Origin of the sequence: Helicobacter didelphidarum, assembly GCF_003364195.1 — a bacterium.
Classification (GTDB): domain Bacteria; phylum Campylobacterota; class Campylobacteria; order Campylobacterales; family Helicobacteraceae; genus Helicobacter_A; species Helicobacter_A didelphidarum.
The window spans coordinates 41,844-59,629 of record NZ_NXLQ01000007.1 but is presented as its reverse complement, the minus strand read 5'-3'; the positions used below and the strand labels follow the sequence as shown (position 1 = coordinate 59,629).

Genomic DNA, 17,786 nt, shown 5'->3' with positions numbered 1-17,786 from the left:
TTCTTTACAGAGAGAATCAATGAACAAAATGTCACTTAGAATCTATCAAATTGCGGAGGGATATTGTTATAATAGTGATAGTTTATTTTTGTGGAATTTTATTCTACCTTATTTACGACCAAAACAAAAAATACTAGAATTAGGCAGTGGAAGTGGTGTCATAGGATTATTATGTGCCCGAGAAAAAAATATTTTATTACATCAGATAGAAAAACAAAAAGAATATGCATTTTTGAATGCAAAAAATGCTAGAAGTAATAATATACAATCATATATATATCATGCTGATTGTTGCCAATTATTAACAACAAATGATGTGCAATCTATCTTTAGAAATTCTTTATTATATCCAAGAGTATCATTTTGCTCCTCTATTTCTTTTATTCAAGATTCTCAAAAAGACACAAAGGATATGCAAAAAACTCCCTATATTTTTTCTCAATCTAATGATTGCGGGGGGGAATCCTTTACAACAGAGTTATTGCAAAATAACCAAAAAGTCCATTTTGATTCTATTGGTCTGCAATATTTTGATATGATTATTTCTAATCCACCATTTTATTCCAATCAAGCACCAATTGTTAAAAATCGCTTTAAAGAAATTGCGAGACAAAGTAGCAATCTACCCCTTGAGCAATTTATTCTCATTGCAAAAAAAATGTTAAAACCTCATGGCAAATTAATTTTTTGTTATAGTCCGAGTGTGTTACCAGAAATTTTTAGACTCTTGCAATCCTATAATTTCGGCATAGAATCTCTTCGTTTTGTTTATCCAAAAATATATAAAAATGCCACTCTTGTGCTTATTTATGCAAAACGTGATAGTAAGGCATATCCCCATATTCTTTCACCATTAATTACTCATATTGGTGATACACAAATGGATAATTCATTAGAAGTGCAAACTATTTATAAGGAAGCAATGACTCATAGTATCAAAATTTATCAAGATGATATTTTATGGGAAAAAATTTTAGAATAATCAAAAAATTTCTGATACATAATCAAGCAACTTTCGATAAGAACTTATTTGCCATGTTGATTGTTGATAATGAATATTTTATGATTATCTTATTGCTTTATTTTATTAAAATCAATCTTACTATTTTTAGAATTTAAAAAAGCAATAAAGAAAGAGTAAAAAATATTTTGCAATTATAAAGGAACAAAAAAGATAGTTTTTCTCCATTTAGTTTAAATTGCTTGATAATTTTTATTTATAATAATGTAGCTATTATAAATAAAACCATTTGGAGAAATTAAAATGCAAAAAAATAACCATACAACAATCACAGATAAATCTCAAAAAATAGGTATAGTTATCCCAATCTATAATGTAGCACAATACTTAAGAGACTGCTTAGATTCTGTTATCAATCAAACTTATAAAAATCTCTCAATAATCCTTGTTCATGATGGTAGCACAGATAATGAAAGTCTGAATATTGCAAAAGAATATACCCAAAGAGATTCTAGAATCATTCTTATAGATAAAGTCAATGGAGGACAAAGCAGTGCAAGAAATGTAGGTATAGATTTCTTTGCCAACAAATATACATTTGCTCCTTCTGATACTGCAAATATACAAAATGTAAATACAGATACTACGACTACTTCAATTGATACTATGGGGGGGGGGGGAGCAACCTAGATTCTCTAAGGAAAGAATCTTTAGACTCTAAAGATAAAACATTAGAGTTTATAAAGAAAGAATCAGAATCTCTGAATAACAACACACAATCCTACATTACTTCAAACACGCTTCATACTTTTCAGATTACAAATAACAATCCTTACCAAATCCATACAATCTATACTTTGCAAAAAACACTTGAAGTACCTTGTATTGATTATCTTAATTTCTTAGATTCTGATGATTTCTGGGAATTGAATTGCATGGAAGAAACTCTAAAACATGCAAGAGGAATGGATATTGTATTTTTTAATTATTTATACTTTTATGATGGGATAAAAAGAAAAGAAGATGAAATATGGAAAATATATTTCGAAAAGTTAGGATATACACAAGGACAAGTTATTACCCCAAAAGATTGGATACAGAGTGTGATAAAAGCAAATATACCATACTTTGCATGGGTATATGGAGGCATCATAGATTTTAGATTCTTGCAAAAGATACATTTGAGATTTATTGATAGAATCATGGGTCAAGATCACTATTTTGGCATTCTACTTTTTATGCAAGCAAAAAATATCTTTATCCTTCCTAAAAAACTCTATAATTATCGTATTCGTCCAAATAGCACTTGCAACCATGAAGGTATAGAGAATATACAACGAAGTAATATTCCGCCATACATGCAAGATATAGCTCTTGCTTTTGAGAATAATGTAAGAGCAATAAAAGAATATCATTTTACAGCAAGTTATTTTATTACATTCATCGAATTACACCAATTCTTAGAACATCATAAAGATACAGAAATGAGTGAATCTATAAGAAAGCAATTGCTTCCTTTTTATGTAGAGCAATCTCTGAACATTCCCCTATTGAAGTATGATCCTTGGAATCTCATAGAGAAATTCCCAATGCTTCAAGGATATATACAAAAGCCAAATAAATATCAAAGACTAGCAATGTATTCCCCAAAGCTCTATAAGAGACTTTTACCTTTGATACGATTCTATAGAGGTATAACAAATATTGAGAGAAATATAAGGAGATATTTCAAAAAGAAAAAGAAACTGAAAAATTAAAGTTATCTATTGAGTTTGTTGATTTGGCACGTGAGGTTACAAACATATCTTTTATCCAACTATCTACTTATAATAAGCTGTTTCTTAAATAAATACTTTATGGGTTTTTCTTAATATATCCATTGATACCATTTGCAATACCTTTTGCGATAAGAGCTTGATACTTTGGATCTTTTAAACGTTTTGCTTCTATTGGATTAGAATTATAGCCAATCTCAATAAGTACTGAAGGCATAAGAGCACCCACTAATACCCAAAATGGTCCCTCACGAACACCACCATCAAGATTCTCATTATACATTGTGCGAATCTGTTTTAATACGCCTGATTGCACATCCATACCAAGTTTATTGGAGGCAATAATCCTTTGGGAAGTAAGAAAAGAGGCAATCGTTGTGGGTGAGTATTCAGCCATACCTTGATTTTCATTTGCTGCAACATTAACAGCTCTCTCTGTGCGTGCGGTAGAAAGAAAATATGTTTCAACTCCTTTTGGTTGCCTCGAAGAACCCACTGGCATAGAGTTTGCATGAATTGAAACAAACAAATCAGCATGAATCTCATTTGCCATTTCTGTACGTCTTTGCAATTCAATAAAAACATCACTATTTCGTGTCATATAAACAACATACCCTTGTTTATCAAGCTCTCTTGCAGTAAGTTGAGCAACACTTAAAACAATAGTTTTTTCACATGTTTGTGCTACTCCTTGTGTCCCGCAATCTTTTCCACCATGTCCCGCATCAAGAATAACAATTTTTTTATGTGCCTTATCAGTTGGTTTTGCTTTCGAAACAAGAATTGGTTTTGGCTGATTCTTTTTATCTATTCGGGGTTTCACTATTGGTGTTTTTACTGGTGTCACCTTGCCTTGCTGTTGATTGCTTGAATGATTTTGTATTGGTTTTGAAGTTGGTGTGGTTGTTGCCTTTTTTATAGAAACTTTTTCTTTAATAGCAATATAAAAAAACTTATTTTTTATAGAATATTCAAAATCAGTTTTTGAGGTTAGTGTTAATAAAATTCTTAATCTTTGTTTATTGTTTTGTGCAATAGTAATTTGTGTGCGATTAGGAAAATTGTATTCTTTTCTGCTTGCCGGTGTCCATACCCCATATATATCAATAAAGGTGCTTGTATCATTAAGTTTATGAACACTTATGTCTTTTTTCTGAATATTACGATTTGCCTCAAGCCTCAAACTTGAACTACCAAATGGAACAGATCCTATAATACGCAATGTATCGCCATATAATCCAAAAGTAAGGATCGCAAATAAGACGATAAAGCGCATAGAAATTCTCACTTATCGCGTTGTGTAAGTTCATTAACTAACTCTTTCACACTGAGAATTTTGTCAATACGATATCCGTTTGCACCACTAAAATACAAGCCTTCATCAAGATTTCCTAAATGTCCTTTCCCAAGGCTATCCGCTATGCAATACCCCACTTTTTTTGCTTCTTTCCCTCTTTGACATGGTGTTACACAATTGCTAATACATTGGACTTTTGGAGCATTACCCTCTTCCAATCTTTTTAAAACACCAACACGCAATGCTCTTGCAGGGTAGCCAACAGGGGATTTTATAAGTTCAATATCTTCTTTTTTGATATATGGAAGAATCTTTTGATATGTCTTTGCATCACATTCTTTTGTGCCTAGAAACCTTGTTCCCATTTGCACACCACTAGCTCCCAAAGACATCATTTTATGAATATCATCATGATCCCATATCCCACCCGCAGCTATGATGGGAATGTTTCCCCATTGTTTTGATTCTTGAACAATTTCGGGAACAATATTCTCTAATTGATATTCTTTTTTAAAGCAATCTTCATACTTGAAACCTTGATGACCGCCACTAAGAGGTCCTTCTACAACAACCGCATCTGGAATGCGTTTATATCGTTCGCTCCATCTTTTACAAATAATTCGTAAAGCTTTTGCAGATGATATAATCGGAATGAGAGCAACTTCGGGAAAATTCTTTGTAAATTCAGGCATATTTGTAGGTAATCCTGCTCCGGTAATAATCATGTTTGTTCCAGCTTCACATGCATCTTTGACTACTCTGCCATAATCATTAATTGCGTAAAGAATGTTCGTGCCAAGTGGTTTATTCCCACAAATCTTTCTTGCATTTTTAAAAATCTCATTCAGTGCTGTTTTGCTATAAAAATTAATGGCTTCAAATGGTTTACTAGATAAAATCTTATCTACAAATTGCATATTTTTATAATATCCTGTTCCAACAGCAGATATAATGCCTAAACAACCTTCTTTGGATACATTTCCTGCAAGTTCGTCCCAACTAATGCCTACACCCATACCCCCTTGAAAAATGGGATATTTAATTATATATTTTCCAATTTTTAAACTTTTAAACACTGTGTTCATAATCTTTAACCTTACTTTTTTGTTTTGTAACAACTATTTTAGCAAACTTTCTTTTACCAAGTTTTAAAACAAAATCACCTTCTTGTAAAAATTTAAAATTCTCATCACTTTGTTTTTCTTGATTAATATACAATGCCCCTGCTTGAATATCTCTACGAGCTTGTGAATTTGATTGGGCAAATCCCAAATCAACCAAAACTTTACATATCCATTCACCAAGTGATACGCATAATGTCGGAATATCTGTTGGAATCTCCTTTCTACCAAATACTGCATTAAATTCTACTTGTGCGTTCTTAGCAAGATTCTCATTATGAAAGCTTGTGGTAATGTCAAGAGCTAATATTTCTTTAATATGTTTTGGATGCAGACTACCACTTTGCATACCTTGTCTTAATGCCTCGATTTCTTTGAGGCTTTTTACACTTAATAGTTCATAGTATCTCCACATAAGTTCATCTGAAATGCTTAGAATCTTTGCATACATATTGTTGGGATCATCTGTTAAACCAATATAATTGTTAAGACTTTTACTCATTTTATTTACACCATCTAATCCTTCAAGCAAAGGCATGGTTATGACACTTTGTTCTTTGCAACAATGATATGCTCGTTGTAATGATCTCCCAACTAAAAGATTAAATTTTTGATCATTTCCGCCTAATTCAATATCGCAATTTAATGCAACAGAATCATATCCTTGTAGAAGAGGATACATAAACTCAACAATAGAAATTGGTGTATTCTCTCTAAATCTTTTTTCAAAATCATCTCGCTCCATCATTCTCGCAACAGAATAATGTGCTGTCAAACGCATAATATCGGCACTTGTAAGCTTTCCTAGCCAATCCCTATTAAAACAAATATCTGTTTTTTCAGGATCAAGGATTTTAAAAACTTGTATTGCATAAGTTTTTGCATTATTTGCCACTTCTTCAAAACTAAGAATTTTTCTTGTTTCACTTTTTCCCGATGGATCACCAATTGTGGCAGTGAAATCACCAATAACGAATTTTATACGCCCACCATATTTTTGAAAAGTAGCGAGCTTTCTCAATAATACCGAATGTCCCAAATGTAAATCTGGAGCCGTGGGATCAAAACCCGCTTTTACGATAAAATTTTCTCCTGAAGTGTAAAACCTTCTTACAAGAGATTTAATATATTCCTTGCCAATAAAATCAACAGATCCACGTGAAATCTCTGCCATAGCCTCATCAATTTTATCACATAATACTTTATCTTCAGAATCTTCTTTCATACCATTCCTTCAACCAGCAACTTAAGATGTAATCAAAACTTAAAATTCTATTTTTATTGTCTTTCTATAAAATAGAGTAAAAAGATTCTCTAATACAATTGCTCTGATTTCATTAAATTAAACATAAAATTATATCGAAGTTTCAAACAATATTATTCTTGATATGCATCTTTTAGATTTGAAAACTTGATTATTTTGTATTTTCTTTGCATAGCTTCCTTAAGTTTTTTTATATCGTTAACATCTGTTTCTGCAATTACTTCACATAAAGGAGAAAAAGTATTTTGATAACCATCATAACTTACCTTTAATACATTGAAACCAAATTTTGCAAGTGTTGTGAGAAAATCTGCAATAACGCCACGTCTGTCTTCAAGAGAAATAATGATTTTATAATTCATTTTTGCATTTTTTGTCCATTGTACAAAAATTTGATTAATACCCCTATTAATTTGTTCATTCGCTTTATCACATAATTTATGATGGACAATAACCTTTTGCCCATTTTTTATAGCAACAATAGAATCTCCATATCGAGGGTGACAACAATAATCAAAAATGACATCATGAATATTGCGATTTGTCCAAAGAACAATATTATCAAATTCTAAAGGTTTCAGTTTAATTGTTTTAAATCTCATCATTGCAAAAAAACTATCATTAATATGGTATTCTGTTTTAATTTGATTTTTAATATCTGTTAAAAAACCCAAATCTGTTGTTACTCTTCCTATTTGATCTTCAAGGCTATATTTATGAATAAATTCTTCAAACATACTATGATCTTTGTCAAAAATTGTTGTGAGAATATTAATTGCAACCTTTTTATCTATTTCTTTACTTTTATTGTGGCAAATTGTACGCATATGGCTTCTTGCCTTTGAAGTTTTTACAAAATCTATCCAAGTGCAACGAGTTTTTATATCTGAACCTGTTACAATCCTTACAATATCACCGCTCTTTAATTTCTGTAATAGCGAGGCTTTTTGATGATTAATAAATGCTTCTTTTGCTGTATCACCAATTTTACTATGCACTGCATACGCAAAATCAAGGACAACAGAACCAACAGGCAAATTAAAAGTTTCTCCCGCAGGAGAGAAAACAACAATGTCTTCACGATATAAATCATTTGTAGCGAGTTCATAAAACTCTTCTATTGTGTTATTATCATATTGCATATTTTGTAACCATGCTGTATTTGGAACAATACCACTTTTATATTTCCAATGTGCAGCAACCCCAAGTTCTGCATTTTTATGCATATCGAAAGTTCGAATCTGCACTTCATATACAACACTACTATCAAAAACCGTTGTATGTATTGTCTGATACCCATTTTCTTTGGGTAATGCAATATAATCTTTTAATCGTGAAGGAATAGGTTTCAAATTAATATGAATAATCCCCAAAACTCTATAACAATCAAGTGGGTTTTTAACAATAATACGCAATGCTAACAAATCCAAAATTTCATCAATACTAATACCTTTTCTCTGCATCTTAAGATAGATCGAATAATTACGTTTTACTCTACTTTCTATGGTAAAATCATCACGCAAAAAACCATTATTAAGCAGTAAGGTAGTAACCTTTTCTGTAAAATCATTTAAACGCAAATTAAGACTTTGTCTTTTTTCGGACATATAACTTTGAATTTTATTGTATTTATCTGGGAAGATATAATAAAAACTTTTATCTTCTAATTCATTTTTTAATGATGAGATACCAAGTCTATGAGCGATTGGCGCATAAACCACAAGTGTTTCTTCTGAAATACGCATTTGCTTTTTTGTATGTAGTGCATCAAGAGTAAGCATGTTATGCATTCTATCGCTAATTTTTATAACAAGCACTCGTGCATCTTTAATGCTTGCAAGAAGTATTTTTCTAAAAGAAAGAGCTTGCATAATAAGTTTTTCATTGTTTGTTGCAGATGGCAATTCCTCATTGCGAATCTCAATAATCTTTGTAAGTGCCTCTACTAAATCACCAACAACACTACCATAATTTTGATAAATGTAGTTACTTTCACATAAAGTATCTTCTACAACATCATGTAAAAGTGCAGCACAAATCATAGCTTCATCGCCACCATAGTATGCAACAATACAAGCCACACAAATCGGGTGAATAACATAAGGAATACCGCTTTTTCGTAATTGTCCCTCATGAAACTTCTTTGTATCTTCTAATGCTTGCGTGATTTTTGGCGTAAATGCCTGCAATGACTCAAATTGCACTAACGCATCATTAATATTATCAATTTTTGACAATGTATCAAAAAATTTCATAAAAAACAACCTACTTCAACTGCAAAATAGAATAAAATATAGACAATCTATAATTGTATTCTCTTCAATCTAAAATTATAAGAAAATACAAGTCTTTAGTTTTCTTGTAGATACAAGATCTTTTCTGTTAAAATATTAAAAAAAATAAATCATAGAAATCAAATGCTGAAATATTACAACAAAACAAACATTTTGCTACAATGGATTAGCAAAAGTAATCTTTCCTTCAGCGATTTCTGTAAGTGCAATATCACAAGGCTCCATACATTTTAAATATTCTTCTGAATATTTTAATAGCGGTTTGGCACCATTACTCAATTCTTTCACTCTCGAAAAAACTAAAACCGATAGTTTATACCTATCGTTTCCTGTCTTATCTAAAGCTTGAGAAATAGTTTGCTCTATTCTTACCATAACAAACACCTCACATATTATAATAGAAAAAATATCATAGAACTTTTGTTTTGGTATCATTCATATCTTAAAAGCATGAATGATATACACAATAACTAATTATATAATATTACAAAAACTTAAAATTATAAGCTCAAAAATATCTTTATTCTACAAACTCAATAATTGCCATTATGCATGCATCTCCTCGACGAATACAACTTCTATGAATACGAGTATAACCACCATTGCGACTTTCAAATTTTGGAGCAATTTCTGCAATTAATTTCTTAGTCGCTACTTTATCTTGCAATTTTGCAAATATAAATCTATGTGTATTAAAATCTGCTTTTTTTGATATGCTTATAAGTTTTTCAATATAGGTTTGTAATTCCTTAGCTTTAAACACACTTGTTTCAATACGATTATATTTAATTAAAGCAATACTAAGATTTTTTAATAATGCTTTACGATGAGAAGAAGTTCTACCTAACTTTCTATATCCATGTTTATGTCTCATTTATATTCCTTTTAGTTCTTAAGTTTAGCTAATCTTTTATTAAGTGTAATAACCAAATCATTAGGAAGATCTCCACCAATAGCATATCCAACTTCAGCAAGTTTTTGGACAATCTCATCAAAAGATCTTTTTCCCAGATTCTTAATATTTTTCAAATCACTTTCACTCATTAAAACTAACTCACCAATGTATTTTATGTTGGATTTTTGCAAACAATTACTTGGTCTGTGTTCAAGATTAAGAATCTCAACGCTAGAAAGTAGTGTTTTTAATTCTGGACTATCATCATTAAGACGATTATTACTTGTAGGTACATCATTTAGCTCTGCACCAAAAACGCTCATTTGAGAATGCATAATTCCAACAGCTTCTTTAAAAGCATCCATTGGATCAACCTGCCCATTTGTTTCAACTTCAAAAATAATTTTTTCAAAATTAGGATTACTTTCATGCAAAACATTCTCAATTTCATATACAGCTTTTTTTACAGGAGTAAAAAAAGCATCAAGTGGAATATAATCATTGCCTATTTCCGCCCTAATAGCCTCACTAGGAACATATCCCAACCCCTTTTGTATAATAAGAGAAAACTTAAGTTCTGCTTCATTGTTAATATTTGCTAAATGTAAATCTGAATCTAAAATTGTTATTATCTCATTATTAAGATGTTCACCTTTTAGTTCTATAGGTCCACGAAACTCATAATGTAATTCAAATTTCTCTTGTTTTTGTGCTTCGCTGTTAATCTTAAATTTTAAATTCTTGATGTTTGTAATAAATGGTGCAACATCTTCAGAAACACCGCGTACTGAATCAAACTCATGTGCAACACCTTTAATTTTAATTGCAATAGGTGCATATCCAACTGTGCTAGAAAGCAACAATCTACGCACAGGGTGAGCTATTGTAATAGCATAATGTGGCTCAAATGGATAAGCGTGCAATTTAATATGATTGGGTGAAAACTCCTCAATTTCGAGTCTTTCTGGAATATATGGTCTTATTTTTATACTTTTCATCACATTACCCTCATATCTTATTTTGAATAGAGCTCTACTATCAAACGCTCCTCTATTGGAATCTCAACTTCGCTTCTCTCTGGATGTCTCGTAAAAATACCATATCGTTTATCTTTATCAATATCAACCCAAGGAACAATACCTATTTGAGCAACAAGATCTAATGAGCGAACAATTTGGGCGTTGTTCTTACTTTTTTCTTTGATTTCAATTTTTTGCCCTTGTTTCACAACATATGATGGAATATTTACTCTTTTACCATCCACAAGCAAATGCCCATGTGTTACAAGTTGCCTTGCGAATCTTCTCGTAGTTGCAAATCCCATTCGATATACAACATTATCAAGTCTTGTTTCAAGCAATTTAATAAGATTTTCACCAGTGTTACCTTCCTGGCGATTAGCTTCTTTAAATATAGATCGAAATTGCTTTTCGCTTACACCATACATCAGCTTTGCTTTTTGCTTTTCACGTAACTGTAAGCCATAGTCAGAAATTTTACTTCTTCTTTGCCCATGCTGCCCTGGTCCATAACTTCTGCGCTCAATAGCACATTTACCTGCTATTCTTCTTTCACCCTTAAGAGCTAAAGAAACACCAAATCGTCGTTCGATTTTTTCTACTGGTCCTCTATATCGTGCCATACTTCCTCCTTACACTCTTCTTCTTTTGGGTGGGCGACATCCATTGTGTGGTAATGGGGTTACATCTTTAATCCATAATACCTTAATACCTTCAACTGAACCTACACTCTTTATAGCAGTTTCACGTCCGCTACCTGGACCTTGGACTTTAATACCCACCTCCTTAATACCATGTTCCTTAGCTTTTATCATTGCAGATTCCACAGCTTGTTGTGCAGCATATGGGGTAGATTTCTTACTTCCTTTAAATCCTAAACCACCCGCAGTAGCCCAGCATACAACATTACCCATTTCATCAGTAACAGTAACATTTGTATTATTAAAAGAAGCAGAAATGCAAACAATTCCACGTGCAATATTTTTTCGCACCACTCTTTTTTTAAGATTCGTTTGTTTTTTAGCCATATTCTACTCCTTACTTACTACCAACGGTTTTTTTCTTACCTTTTCGTGTACGGGCATTATTTTTCGTTGTTTGCCCACGCACAGGTAAGCCTTTTCTATGTCGCAAACCGCGATAACTACCTAAATCCATCAATGCTTTAATATCCATTGTAACTTTTTTACGCAAATCACCTTCAACAATGTAGTTTTCCTGAATCTTTTTCGCAATTCTTGAAATTTCATCTTCGCTGAGATCATTAACTCGCTTATCAAAAGAAATACCTATGGCATTGAGAATATCTCTTGAGCTTTTTAGTCCAATACCATAAATATATGTTAGAGCATATTCTACCCTCTTCTTTTTTGGCAAATCTACACCAGCAATTCTAGCCATGCTTTATCCTTGTCTTTGTTTATGTTTTGGATTCGCACAAATCACACGAATCACACCTTTGCGCTTAATGACTTTACATTTGTCGCACATTTTTTTAACCGATGGTCTTACTTTCATAACGAACTCCCAACCTTAAAATATCAGTAATTACAATCTTTTACTTAATGTAATAATTTCTAAAAATGAAATATACCCTAATTGAATATTGTTGTTTTTATAATATTCATAATTTAAGGCTCTTTACAATTTTCTTACTTTAAATATAAGTTTCTTGTTTTCTGATTTAAGGTAAAATTTTTAATTCATTTAATCTATATTAAAGAATTAAACCAAGAATTATATAGAAAAAAGATTAATATTTCAATAAAAAAATCATTTTTTTATTTTTTTATAAGCAACAAACGACTCCAATTCTATCTCTATGACTATAAGATGTTGATATGGCATAAAATATATTTTAACAATGAACTTTTAAAGATAAAAACATTTTTTAGAGCAACATATAGCAAATGATGTGACTTTTTACAAAAATGTAATTTGATATTTTAACAATAACTATAAATACATATTAAAATATGATATAATATAAATTTGTGTATTCTTATGTGGAGTATTGTTATGAAGGAAGCTATCGAAAGATTAGAATCTATTTTAAACCAAGGGTTATATGGAAGGGAAGAAGAGGTACGTTTAGCACTTTTATGCACATTGAGCAATAAAACTTTGTTGCTTTATGGACATGATGATGCACTAGATATACAAATGCGTTTTGCAGCATTATTTGGTGAAGTGCCAATTAAAGCAAAAGCAAATAGTCTTATTAAAAATAAAAATAAGCTAGATAAATATACCGCATATTGTGAAATGGGGAGTCATACAAACACAGATCATCTCTACCAGTATCTTTTTACTCAAAGAAATACAGCAATTTTTGAAAAACTCAAACAATTCGCTCCAGAAGCACATAAGTTAAAAAAATTCTTTGATACTTATAATTTTAAACAATTTTGGAATGATGAGAATAAAACACAGGCAATCAATTTTATAGAATCTCTTGTTGCTCATGCAAATCCTACAGGAACACTCATTACTGATAATGATGAAAACAATGTTGTAAAACAACTTTCTAATATTTCCGATAAACGATTTAGAGATTTTCTTCATATTCTTGCTGTTAATCTCATTATTAATGATAGAAATAATATCACAGCTATGGATTTTGGTATGTTTTATTATTGCCTTCGGGATTGGTCTGATGGAGTGAAATATCTTGAAACTACTATTTGCACAAGTTTATCGGATGAAAACTTGCCAACATTTATTTTTCATGATGAAGAATATGAACGCACTTGCAAAGAAGAATTTTCAAAAAGATATGAAACAGAATCTACGCTTATACCCAATGTGGAATTTTTATTTTATGTTCCGTATTCATCATCTCCAAATACTCAACATCATGAAATATTTCAAAAAATAGAAAAGTTTTACACTCATTATCAAAATCTTATTGTTCAAAATCATTATGCGGAAATGGATGCTGATTTACAAGAATTACGTAAATGTGAGCAAAGATTAAAAGAAACGCAGTTGCAAGAAATGGATCTGAAGGAATCGCAATTGGCACAAGTACAATTAAAACGATCGGCATTCAAATCTGTAAAAGATGGACTTGATGAAAGGTTAAAAATAGCTAATGCTAAAGAGTCGGAATATCGCGAACAAAGAGAGGTGTTGGAAAATAAATATAAAGATTCTAAAATTAAAGAACAAAGGGAAGGATTGGAATCACAAATAGCCGAGATAAAAGCAAAAGAAGACCAATATAAAGAGGTGCGTTTAAATCTTGAAGGGCAATTGCAAGACGCAAAAAATGTGCTGGAAGATAAATTGAAACAAACAAAAGAAATTCTTGAAGCAAAAATGCGAGAAGTCCAAACACGAGAACTTGAATTACAAACAATAAAGAAAAAAGTAGATTACTCATTAAACAATTTTAAAACAAATGTTGCAATAAAAATCAAAGATGCAAGAGACTATCTTGCACAATTACGTTCTCTTTCTGTTGGCTTAAATAAGGCTATTGAAGCATGCAAGATGCAAATAGATTCGGTATCACGACCAAATCCAATTTGGGGCAATCCACTCAAGGCACATTTAAGTGCTTTATATAGAATACAAAAAAATCTTCCAAATCTCATTCGTGTATTTGATACGCAAATTAAAAAATATGAGGAAAGCACAAAGAGAATTCCACATTAAATTGTGTCGTGGAAAGATAAATGCACCTGCTCCTACGAAATTACAGATAAATTTAAGAGTTTTGGACATTAGTTTTTGTTTTAAACAATGTTTCAATATTGTTTTATCTTTCAGTTCCCAAATAAATTAAGATTTGTTGCTCCAAATTTTGACACTCTTATCATAGTAACTACTTCTCAAAAAGTTATAGAATCTGTATTGGCTATAAAAACAAACTATTCCAGTGCTTTTTTCACACATAGTAAATAATTTTCGCTAAAATATTATTGCCTTATATTATTAAGAGTTTCTTGAATATAAAAAATAGTATAGTGCATAACAAATGGTATAGAAATTATACGATACAAGGATTCAAATAGAATGAGTGGAAATAACACATTTATACGCGAAATAAAAACACGGCATTTAATCATGATAGCTTTTGGTGGGGCTATGGGAACAGGACTTTTTGTAGGAAGTGGTGGCAGTATTCATCAAGCAGGTGCATTAGGCACACTTATTGCATATTGCGTGGCTAGCGTGATTGTTTATAGTGTTATGCTTTCACTTGGTGAATTATCAAGTGCATTTCCAAATACCGGTAGTTTCGGAGATTATGCACATAGATTTATTAGCCCTAGTGCTGGATATGTAATTTTTTGGATGTATTGGTTAAATTGGGTAGCAACTGTTGCGGTAGAATACACAGCAATTGCTTTGTTGATTTCAGCTTGGTTTCCCGATGTAAATCTCTATGTATGGGTAGCGTTATGTGCCATAGCAATTTTTCTTCTTAATATTTTCACGGTAAAACTTTTTGCTGAAGGCGAATTTATTGTAAGCTTCATTAAGGTATTTGCAGTTTTAATTTTTCTCCTTTTGGGTTTTATAAGTATTATTTATAATTTATATCTATATGGATTTAATATGACTTTTGCAAATTTTTATAGTGCAAATAATGATCAGTGGTTTCCAAATGGTTTTAGTGCAGTATTTATGACAATCTTAGCCGTCAATTTCGCATTTACTGGGACAGAGGTTATTGGTGTTGCAGTTGGTGAGACAAAAGACCCTAGAAATGCTATGCCAAAAGCTATTAAAGCCACACTTATTAGAATTATCATATTTTTCATTGGTTCTGTATTTATTATTGCGACTTTTGTTCCTATGAATGATGCAAGAATTACAGAGAGTCCATTTGTAACAACCCTCCAAATTATCAAATTGCCTTTTGTCGAAAATGGATTGCCCTATATTCCCGATATTATGCGTTTTATTCTGATCGCCGCTTTATTTTCTACCGCAAATTCTGGCTTATATGCAAGTGCGCGTATGATATGGGGGTTAGCACAAAAGAAAATGTATCCAAAAATTTTTGCTACAATTAATAAACGAGGAATTCCTGTTTATGCATTATTAATGACAATGGGATTTTCACTTTTACCATTTTTCTTTGAACTAGTTATTTATATTGCACTGCAAATAAACCCTGATTTCAGTGCATATATCAACAATAAAAATATTGATAATATGATGGAATCTTTAATTACTGTGAGTGGTTTTACAATGATGATTGTATGGACTAGCATTAGCTATTGTCAATATGCCTTTCGCAAACAATATCTTGCTAGTGGCGGGAAACTAGATGATTTAGCATATAAAACACCTTTTACACCATACATACAAATTATTGGAATCTTTGGTTGTGTTATATCAATGATTGGTGTGTATTTTGATGAAAGCCAACGCATTGCTATTTGGGGAACAATTATATACATTGTGATATGCTATATCATATATTTTGCCACCAAAAATAAATTTAAAAACTAATATCCATAGAATCTTTGATTCAATAAATTGTTAAAGGAAATAAAATGCAACAAAATATATATGTCTGTACATTTGCTAACATAAATCTTTTACCAAGTAGTCTAAGATTTCTTAGTCAAGCTACAAATATGGGAATCTTTACAGATATTCTGCTCTATAATGAGTATAATCTTGACTTGAGATTCAAACAACGGCTCGGAGATAAATTTTATCAGAAAAACGATGGGGGGGGGGGGGTAAAACCCACTCGCGGATTTGGCTATTGGTGCTGGAAACCTCAAGTTATATTACAAAGCTTAGAACAAATGAATGATAACGATTGGCTTATATATGCTGATAGTGGTTGCGAATTTATACATAATCAAGGGAAAAATCTTTTGGAAAAATTACAGATTCTAAAAAATCATGATATTGTTGGATTTCGACTTGGAGGACTATTAGAAAAACAATGGACAAAAGGTGATATTTTCGCACATTTTGGAGTGTTAGACAATCCAAAATTTATAGAATCCCCACAAATTAAGGCTACAGCGATTTTTATGAAAAAATCTCCATTTACACTTCAGCTTATCAACGAATGGCTTGAGATTATTTATAATCATTTTTACCTTGTCGATGATAGTCCATCAATCACACCAAATTACCCTGAATTTAGAGAAAATCGCCACGACCAAAGTATCTTTAGTATGCTTATGAAAAAATATGATTGTTTCACTTATAAGGACTATAAACCTGCAGAATATGGACTTTCAGATTCTAGAAAAAAACAAGCAATATCAGATTTTATTAGTCGAAAAGATATGCAGGCAAGTGTTACTGTATCAAAAGTCTTAGGCAAGATATATCCTTCAAAACAAAAGCGTAGAGATTTTCGTAGTTTTCATGATAATGTAATTCATTTGCAGAATCTCTTTCGTTAATAATTGAACCTAAAAATTCTAAAACACTTCAAAATAAAGATTTATTCAATTCTTTGTTTTGAAAAAATCAAGTAAAAAGTGTATATTGCAGTCAGGAACAAAATTTTAGACTATATTTTTTAATTAATCAATCTTATTTCTTCAAATAATGAATATGAAGTATTTATGGTTTATTTTTAGATTATATGCAATAATAATGAGACAAGACTAAGCTGCACGAAATTATAAAAAATATAAAATCTGAACTAATTTTTTAACACCGCATTCACACGAGCAACAGAATCATTTTTTGCCAAACTCAAACGCACAATACTATCTTTTAAAGCTTTTAATGAATGGGGGATATTCGCTTCTAAACTTATCATATCAAGCTCTTGTAACTTCATAATTTTATCATCTATACTAAATTCAATCCATCCACGAAGTACTTGTACACTTATAGCAAATGGTGCTTTATGTTCTTTCATCTCGCTATTCTTAGGCATAATGATTTGAATTTCTTTACTTGCACTATTTTGCGCTAAAACATTCAGTTTTATCTCATTATATATAAAATTCTCGATATTCCAAGATACTATATGATAAGTCTCAAAATCAGAAACTTTCTCCATGTTTTATTCCTTTTATTAAATTATAGACTAAAATTCTATCAAGATTTTTCAATTAAAAGATTAACATAGGTTATTGAATTATTTACTCACGAAAGTTTCTATTATGATAATATAATTAAAAAATCTAATATCATAAAAGTTCTTTTTCTTTCTATCAACT

17 protein-coding genes and 1 pseudogene are annotated in these 17,786 nt (G+C 31.0%); 6 read left to right on the top strand and 12 right to left on the bottom strand.

Annotation, left to right across the window (positions count from 1 at the left end; all coding sequences use genetic code 11):
* Positions 1 to 19 precede the first annotated feature (19 nt).
* The 3 genes and pseudogenes from CQA53_RS04735 to CQA53_RS04725 all read left to right on the top strand — a co-directional run bounded on the left by CQA53_RS04735 (position 20) and on the right by CQA53_RS04725 (position 2,718).
* Positions 20 to 982, top strand: a complete 963-nt coding sequence (locus CQA53_RS04735; protein WP_115542878.1) for a tRNA1(Val) (adenine(37)-N6)-methyltransferase — start codon at positions 20 to 22, stop codon at positions 980 to 982.
* A 282-nt stretch (positions 983 to 1,264) separates the two neighbouring features.
* Positions 1,265 to 1,555: pseudogene (locus CQA53_RS04730) on the top strand (glycosyltransferase family 2 protein); the annotation flags it as partial.
* 341 nt (positions 1,556 to 1,896) lie between these two features.
* Positions 1,897 to 2,718 (top strand): hypothetical protein, encoded by an 822-nt coding sequence (locus CQA53_RS04725; RefSeq protein WP_115542876.1) that lies wholly within the window; start codon positions 1,897 to 1,899, stop codon positions 2,716 to 2,718.
* Between the two features lie 97 nt (positions 2,719 to 2,815).
* On the opposite strand, the gene CQA53_RS04720 is transcribed toward CQA53_RS04725, so the two are convergent.
* The 11 genes from CQA53_RS04720 to rpmJ form a co-directional block, all read right to left on the bottom strand.
* Positions 2,816 to 4,012 (bottom strand): N-acetylmuramoyl-L-alanine amidase family protein, encoded by a 1,197-nt coding sequence (locus CQA53_RS04720; protein WP_115542902.1) that lies wholly within the window; start codon positions 4,010 to 4,012, stop codon positions 2,816 to 2,818.
* 8 nt (positions 4,013 to 4,020) lie between these two features.
* Positions 4,021 to 5,118, bottom strand: coding sequence for a nitronate monooxygenase (locus tag CQA53_RS04715; protein WP_115542875.1), 1,098 nt, complete (start codon positions 5,116 to 5,118; stop codon positions 4,021 to 4,023).
* The gene (gene tyrS, locus CQA53_RS04710; RefSeq protein WP_115542874.1) at positions 5,102 to 6,379 is read right to left on the bottom strand and encodes a tyrosine--tRNA ligase; all 1,278 of its coding nucleotides are present in this window, start codon (positions 6,377 to 6,379) and stop codon (positions 5,102 to 5,104) included. The genes CQA53_RS04715 and tyrS overlap by 17 nt, the downstream gene beginning before the upstream one ends.
* 152 nt (positions 6,380 to 6,531) lie before the next feature.
* Entirely contained in the window at positions 6,532 to 8,673 is a 2,142-nt protein-coding gene (locus CQA53_RS04705) for a RelA/SpoT family protein (RefSeq protein WP_115542873.1), read from the bottom strand.
* Positions 8,674 to 8,868: 195 nt separating this feature from the next.
* Positions 8,869 to 9,087, bottom strand: coding sequence for a DNA-directed RNA polymerase subunit omega (locus tag CQA53_RS04700; RefSeq protein WP_115542901.1), 219 nt, complete (start codon positions 9,085 to 9,087; stop codon positions 8,869 to 8,871).
* Between the two features lie 145 nt (positions 9,088 to 9,232).
* A complete protein-coding gene (rplQ, locus tag CQA53_RS04695; protein ID WP_115542872.1) occupies positions 9,233 to 9,586 on the bottom strand; it encodes a 50S ribosomal protein L17 in 354 nt (117 codons plus the stop codon).
* Between the two features lie 11 nt (positions 9,587 to 9,597).
* The gene (locus CQA53_RS04690) at positions 9,598 to 10,605 is read right to left on the bottom strand and encodes a DNA-directed RNA polymerase subunit alpha (RefSeq protein ID WP_115542871.1); all 1,008 of its coding nucleotides are present in this window, start codon (positions 10,603 to 10,605) and stop codon (positions 9,598 to 9,600) included.
* A gap of 17 nt (positions 10,606 to 10,622) precedes the next feature.
* A complete protein-coding gene (gene rpsD / locus CQA53_RS04685) occupies positions 10,623 to 11,249 on the bottom strand; it encodes a 30S ribosomal protein S4 (RefSeq protein ID WP_115542870.1) in 627 nt (208 codons plus the stop codon).
* Between the two features lie 9 nt (positions 11,250 to 11,258).
* A complete protein-coding gene (gene rpsK / locus CQA53_RS04680) occupies positions 11,259 to 11,654 on the bottom strand; it encodes a 30S ribosomal protein S11 (RefSeq protein WP_115542869.1) in 396 nt (131 codons plus the stop codon).
* Positions 11,655 to 11,664: 10 nt separating this feature from the next.
* Positions 11,665 to 12,027: a 30S ribosomal protein S13 gene (gene rpsM / locus CQA53_RS04675; protein WP_115542868.1), complete on the bottom strand. Its 363-nt coding sequence runs from the start codon at positions 12,025 to 12,027 to the stop codon at positions 11,665 to 11,667.
* Between the two features lie 3 nt (positions 12,028 to 12,030).
* Positions 12,031 to 12,144, bottom strand: a complete 114-nt coding sequence (gene rpmJ / locus CQA53_RS04670) for a 50S ribosomal protein L36 (RefSeq protein ID WP_004088486.1) — start codon at positions 12,142 to 12,144, stop codon at positions 12,031 to 12,033.
* A 501-nt stretch (positions 12,145 to 12,645) separates the two neighbouring features.
* Between rpmJ and CQA53_RS04665 the strand changes: the two genes are divergently transcribed.
* From CQA53_RS04665 to CQA53_RS04655, 3 genes are all read left to right on the top strand, one after another.
* Positions 12,646 to 14,286: a hypothetical protein gene (locus tag CQA53_RS04665; RefSeq protein WP_115542867.1), complete on the top strand. Its 1,641-nt coding sequence runs from the start codon at positions 12,646 to 12,648 to the stop codon at positions 14,284 to 14,286.
* 360 nt (positions 14,287 to 14,646) lie between these two features.
* Entirely contained in the window at positions 14,647 to 16,095 is a 1,449-nt protein-coding gene (locus CQA53_RS04660) for an amino acid permease (protein ID WP_115542866.1), read from the top strand.
* Between the two features lie 44 nt (positions 16,096 to 16,139).
* Positions 16,140 to 17,015, top strand: a complete 876-nt coding sequence (locus CQA53_RS04655; protein ID WP_115542865.1) for a hypothetical protein — start codon at positions 16,140 to 16,142, stop codon at positions 17,013 to 17,015.
* Positions 17,016 to 17,260: 245 nt separating this feature from the next.
* On the opposite strand, the gene CQA53_RS04650 is transcribed toward CQA53_RS04655, so the two are convergent.
* A complete protein-coding gene (locus tag CQA53_RS04650) occupies positions 17,261 to 17,626 on the bottom strand; it encodes a cupin domain-containing protein (protein ID WP_245945663.1) in 366 nt (121 codons plus the stop codon).
* Positions 17,627 to 17,786: the final 160 nt, after the last annotated feature.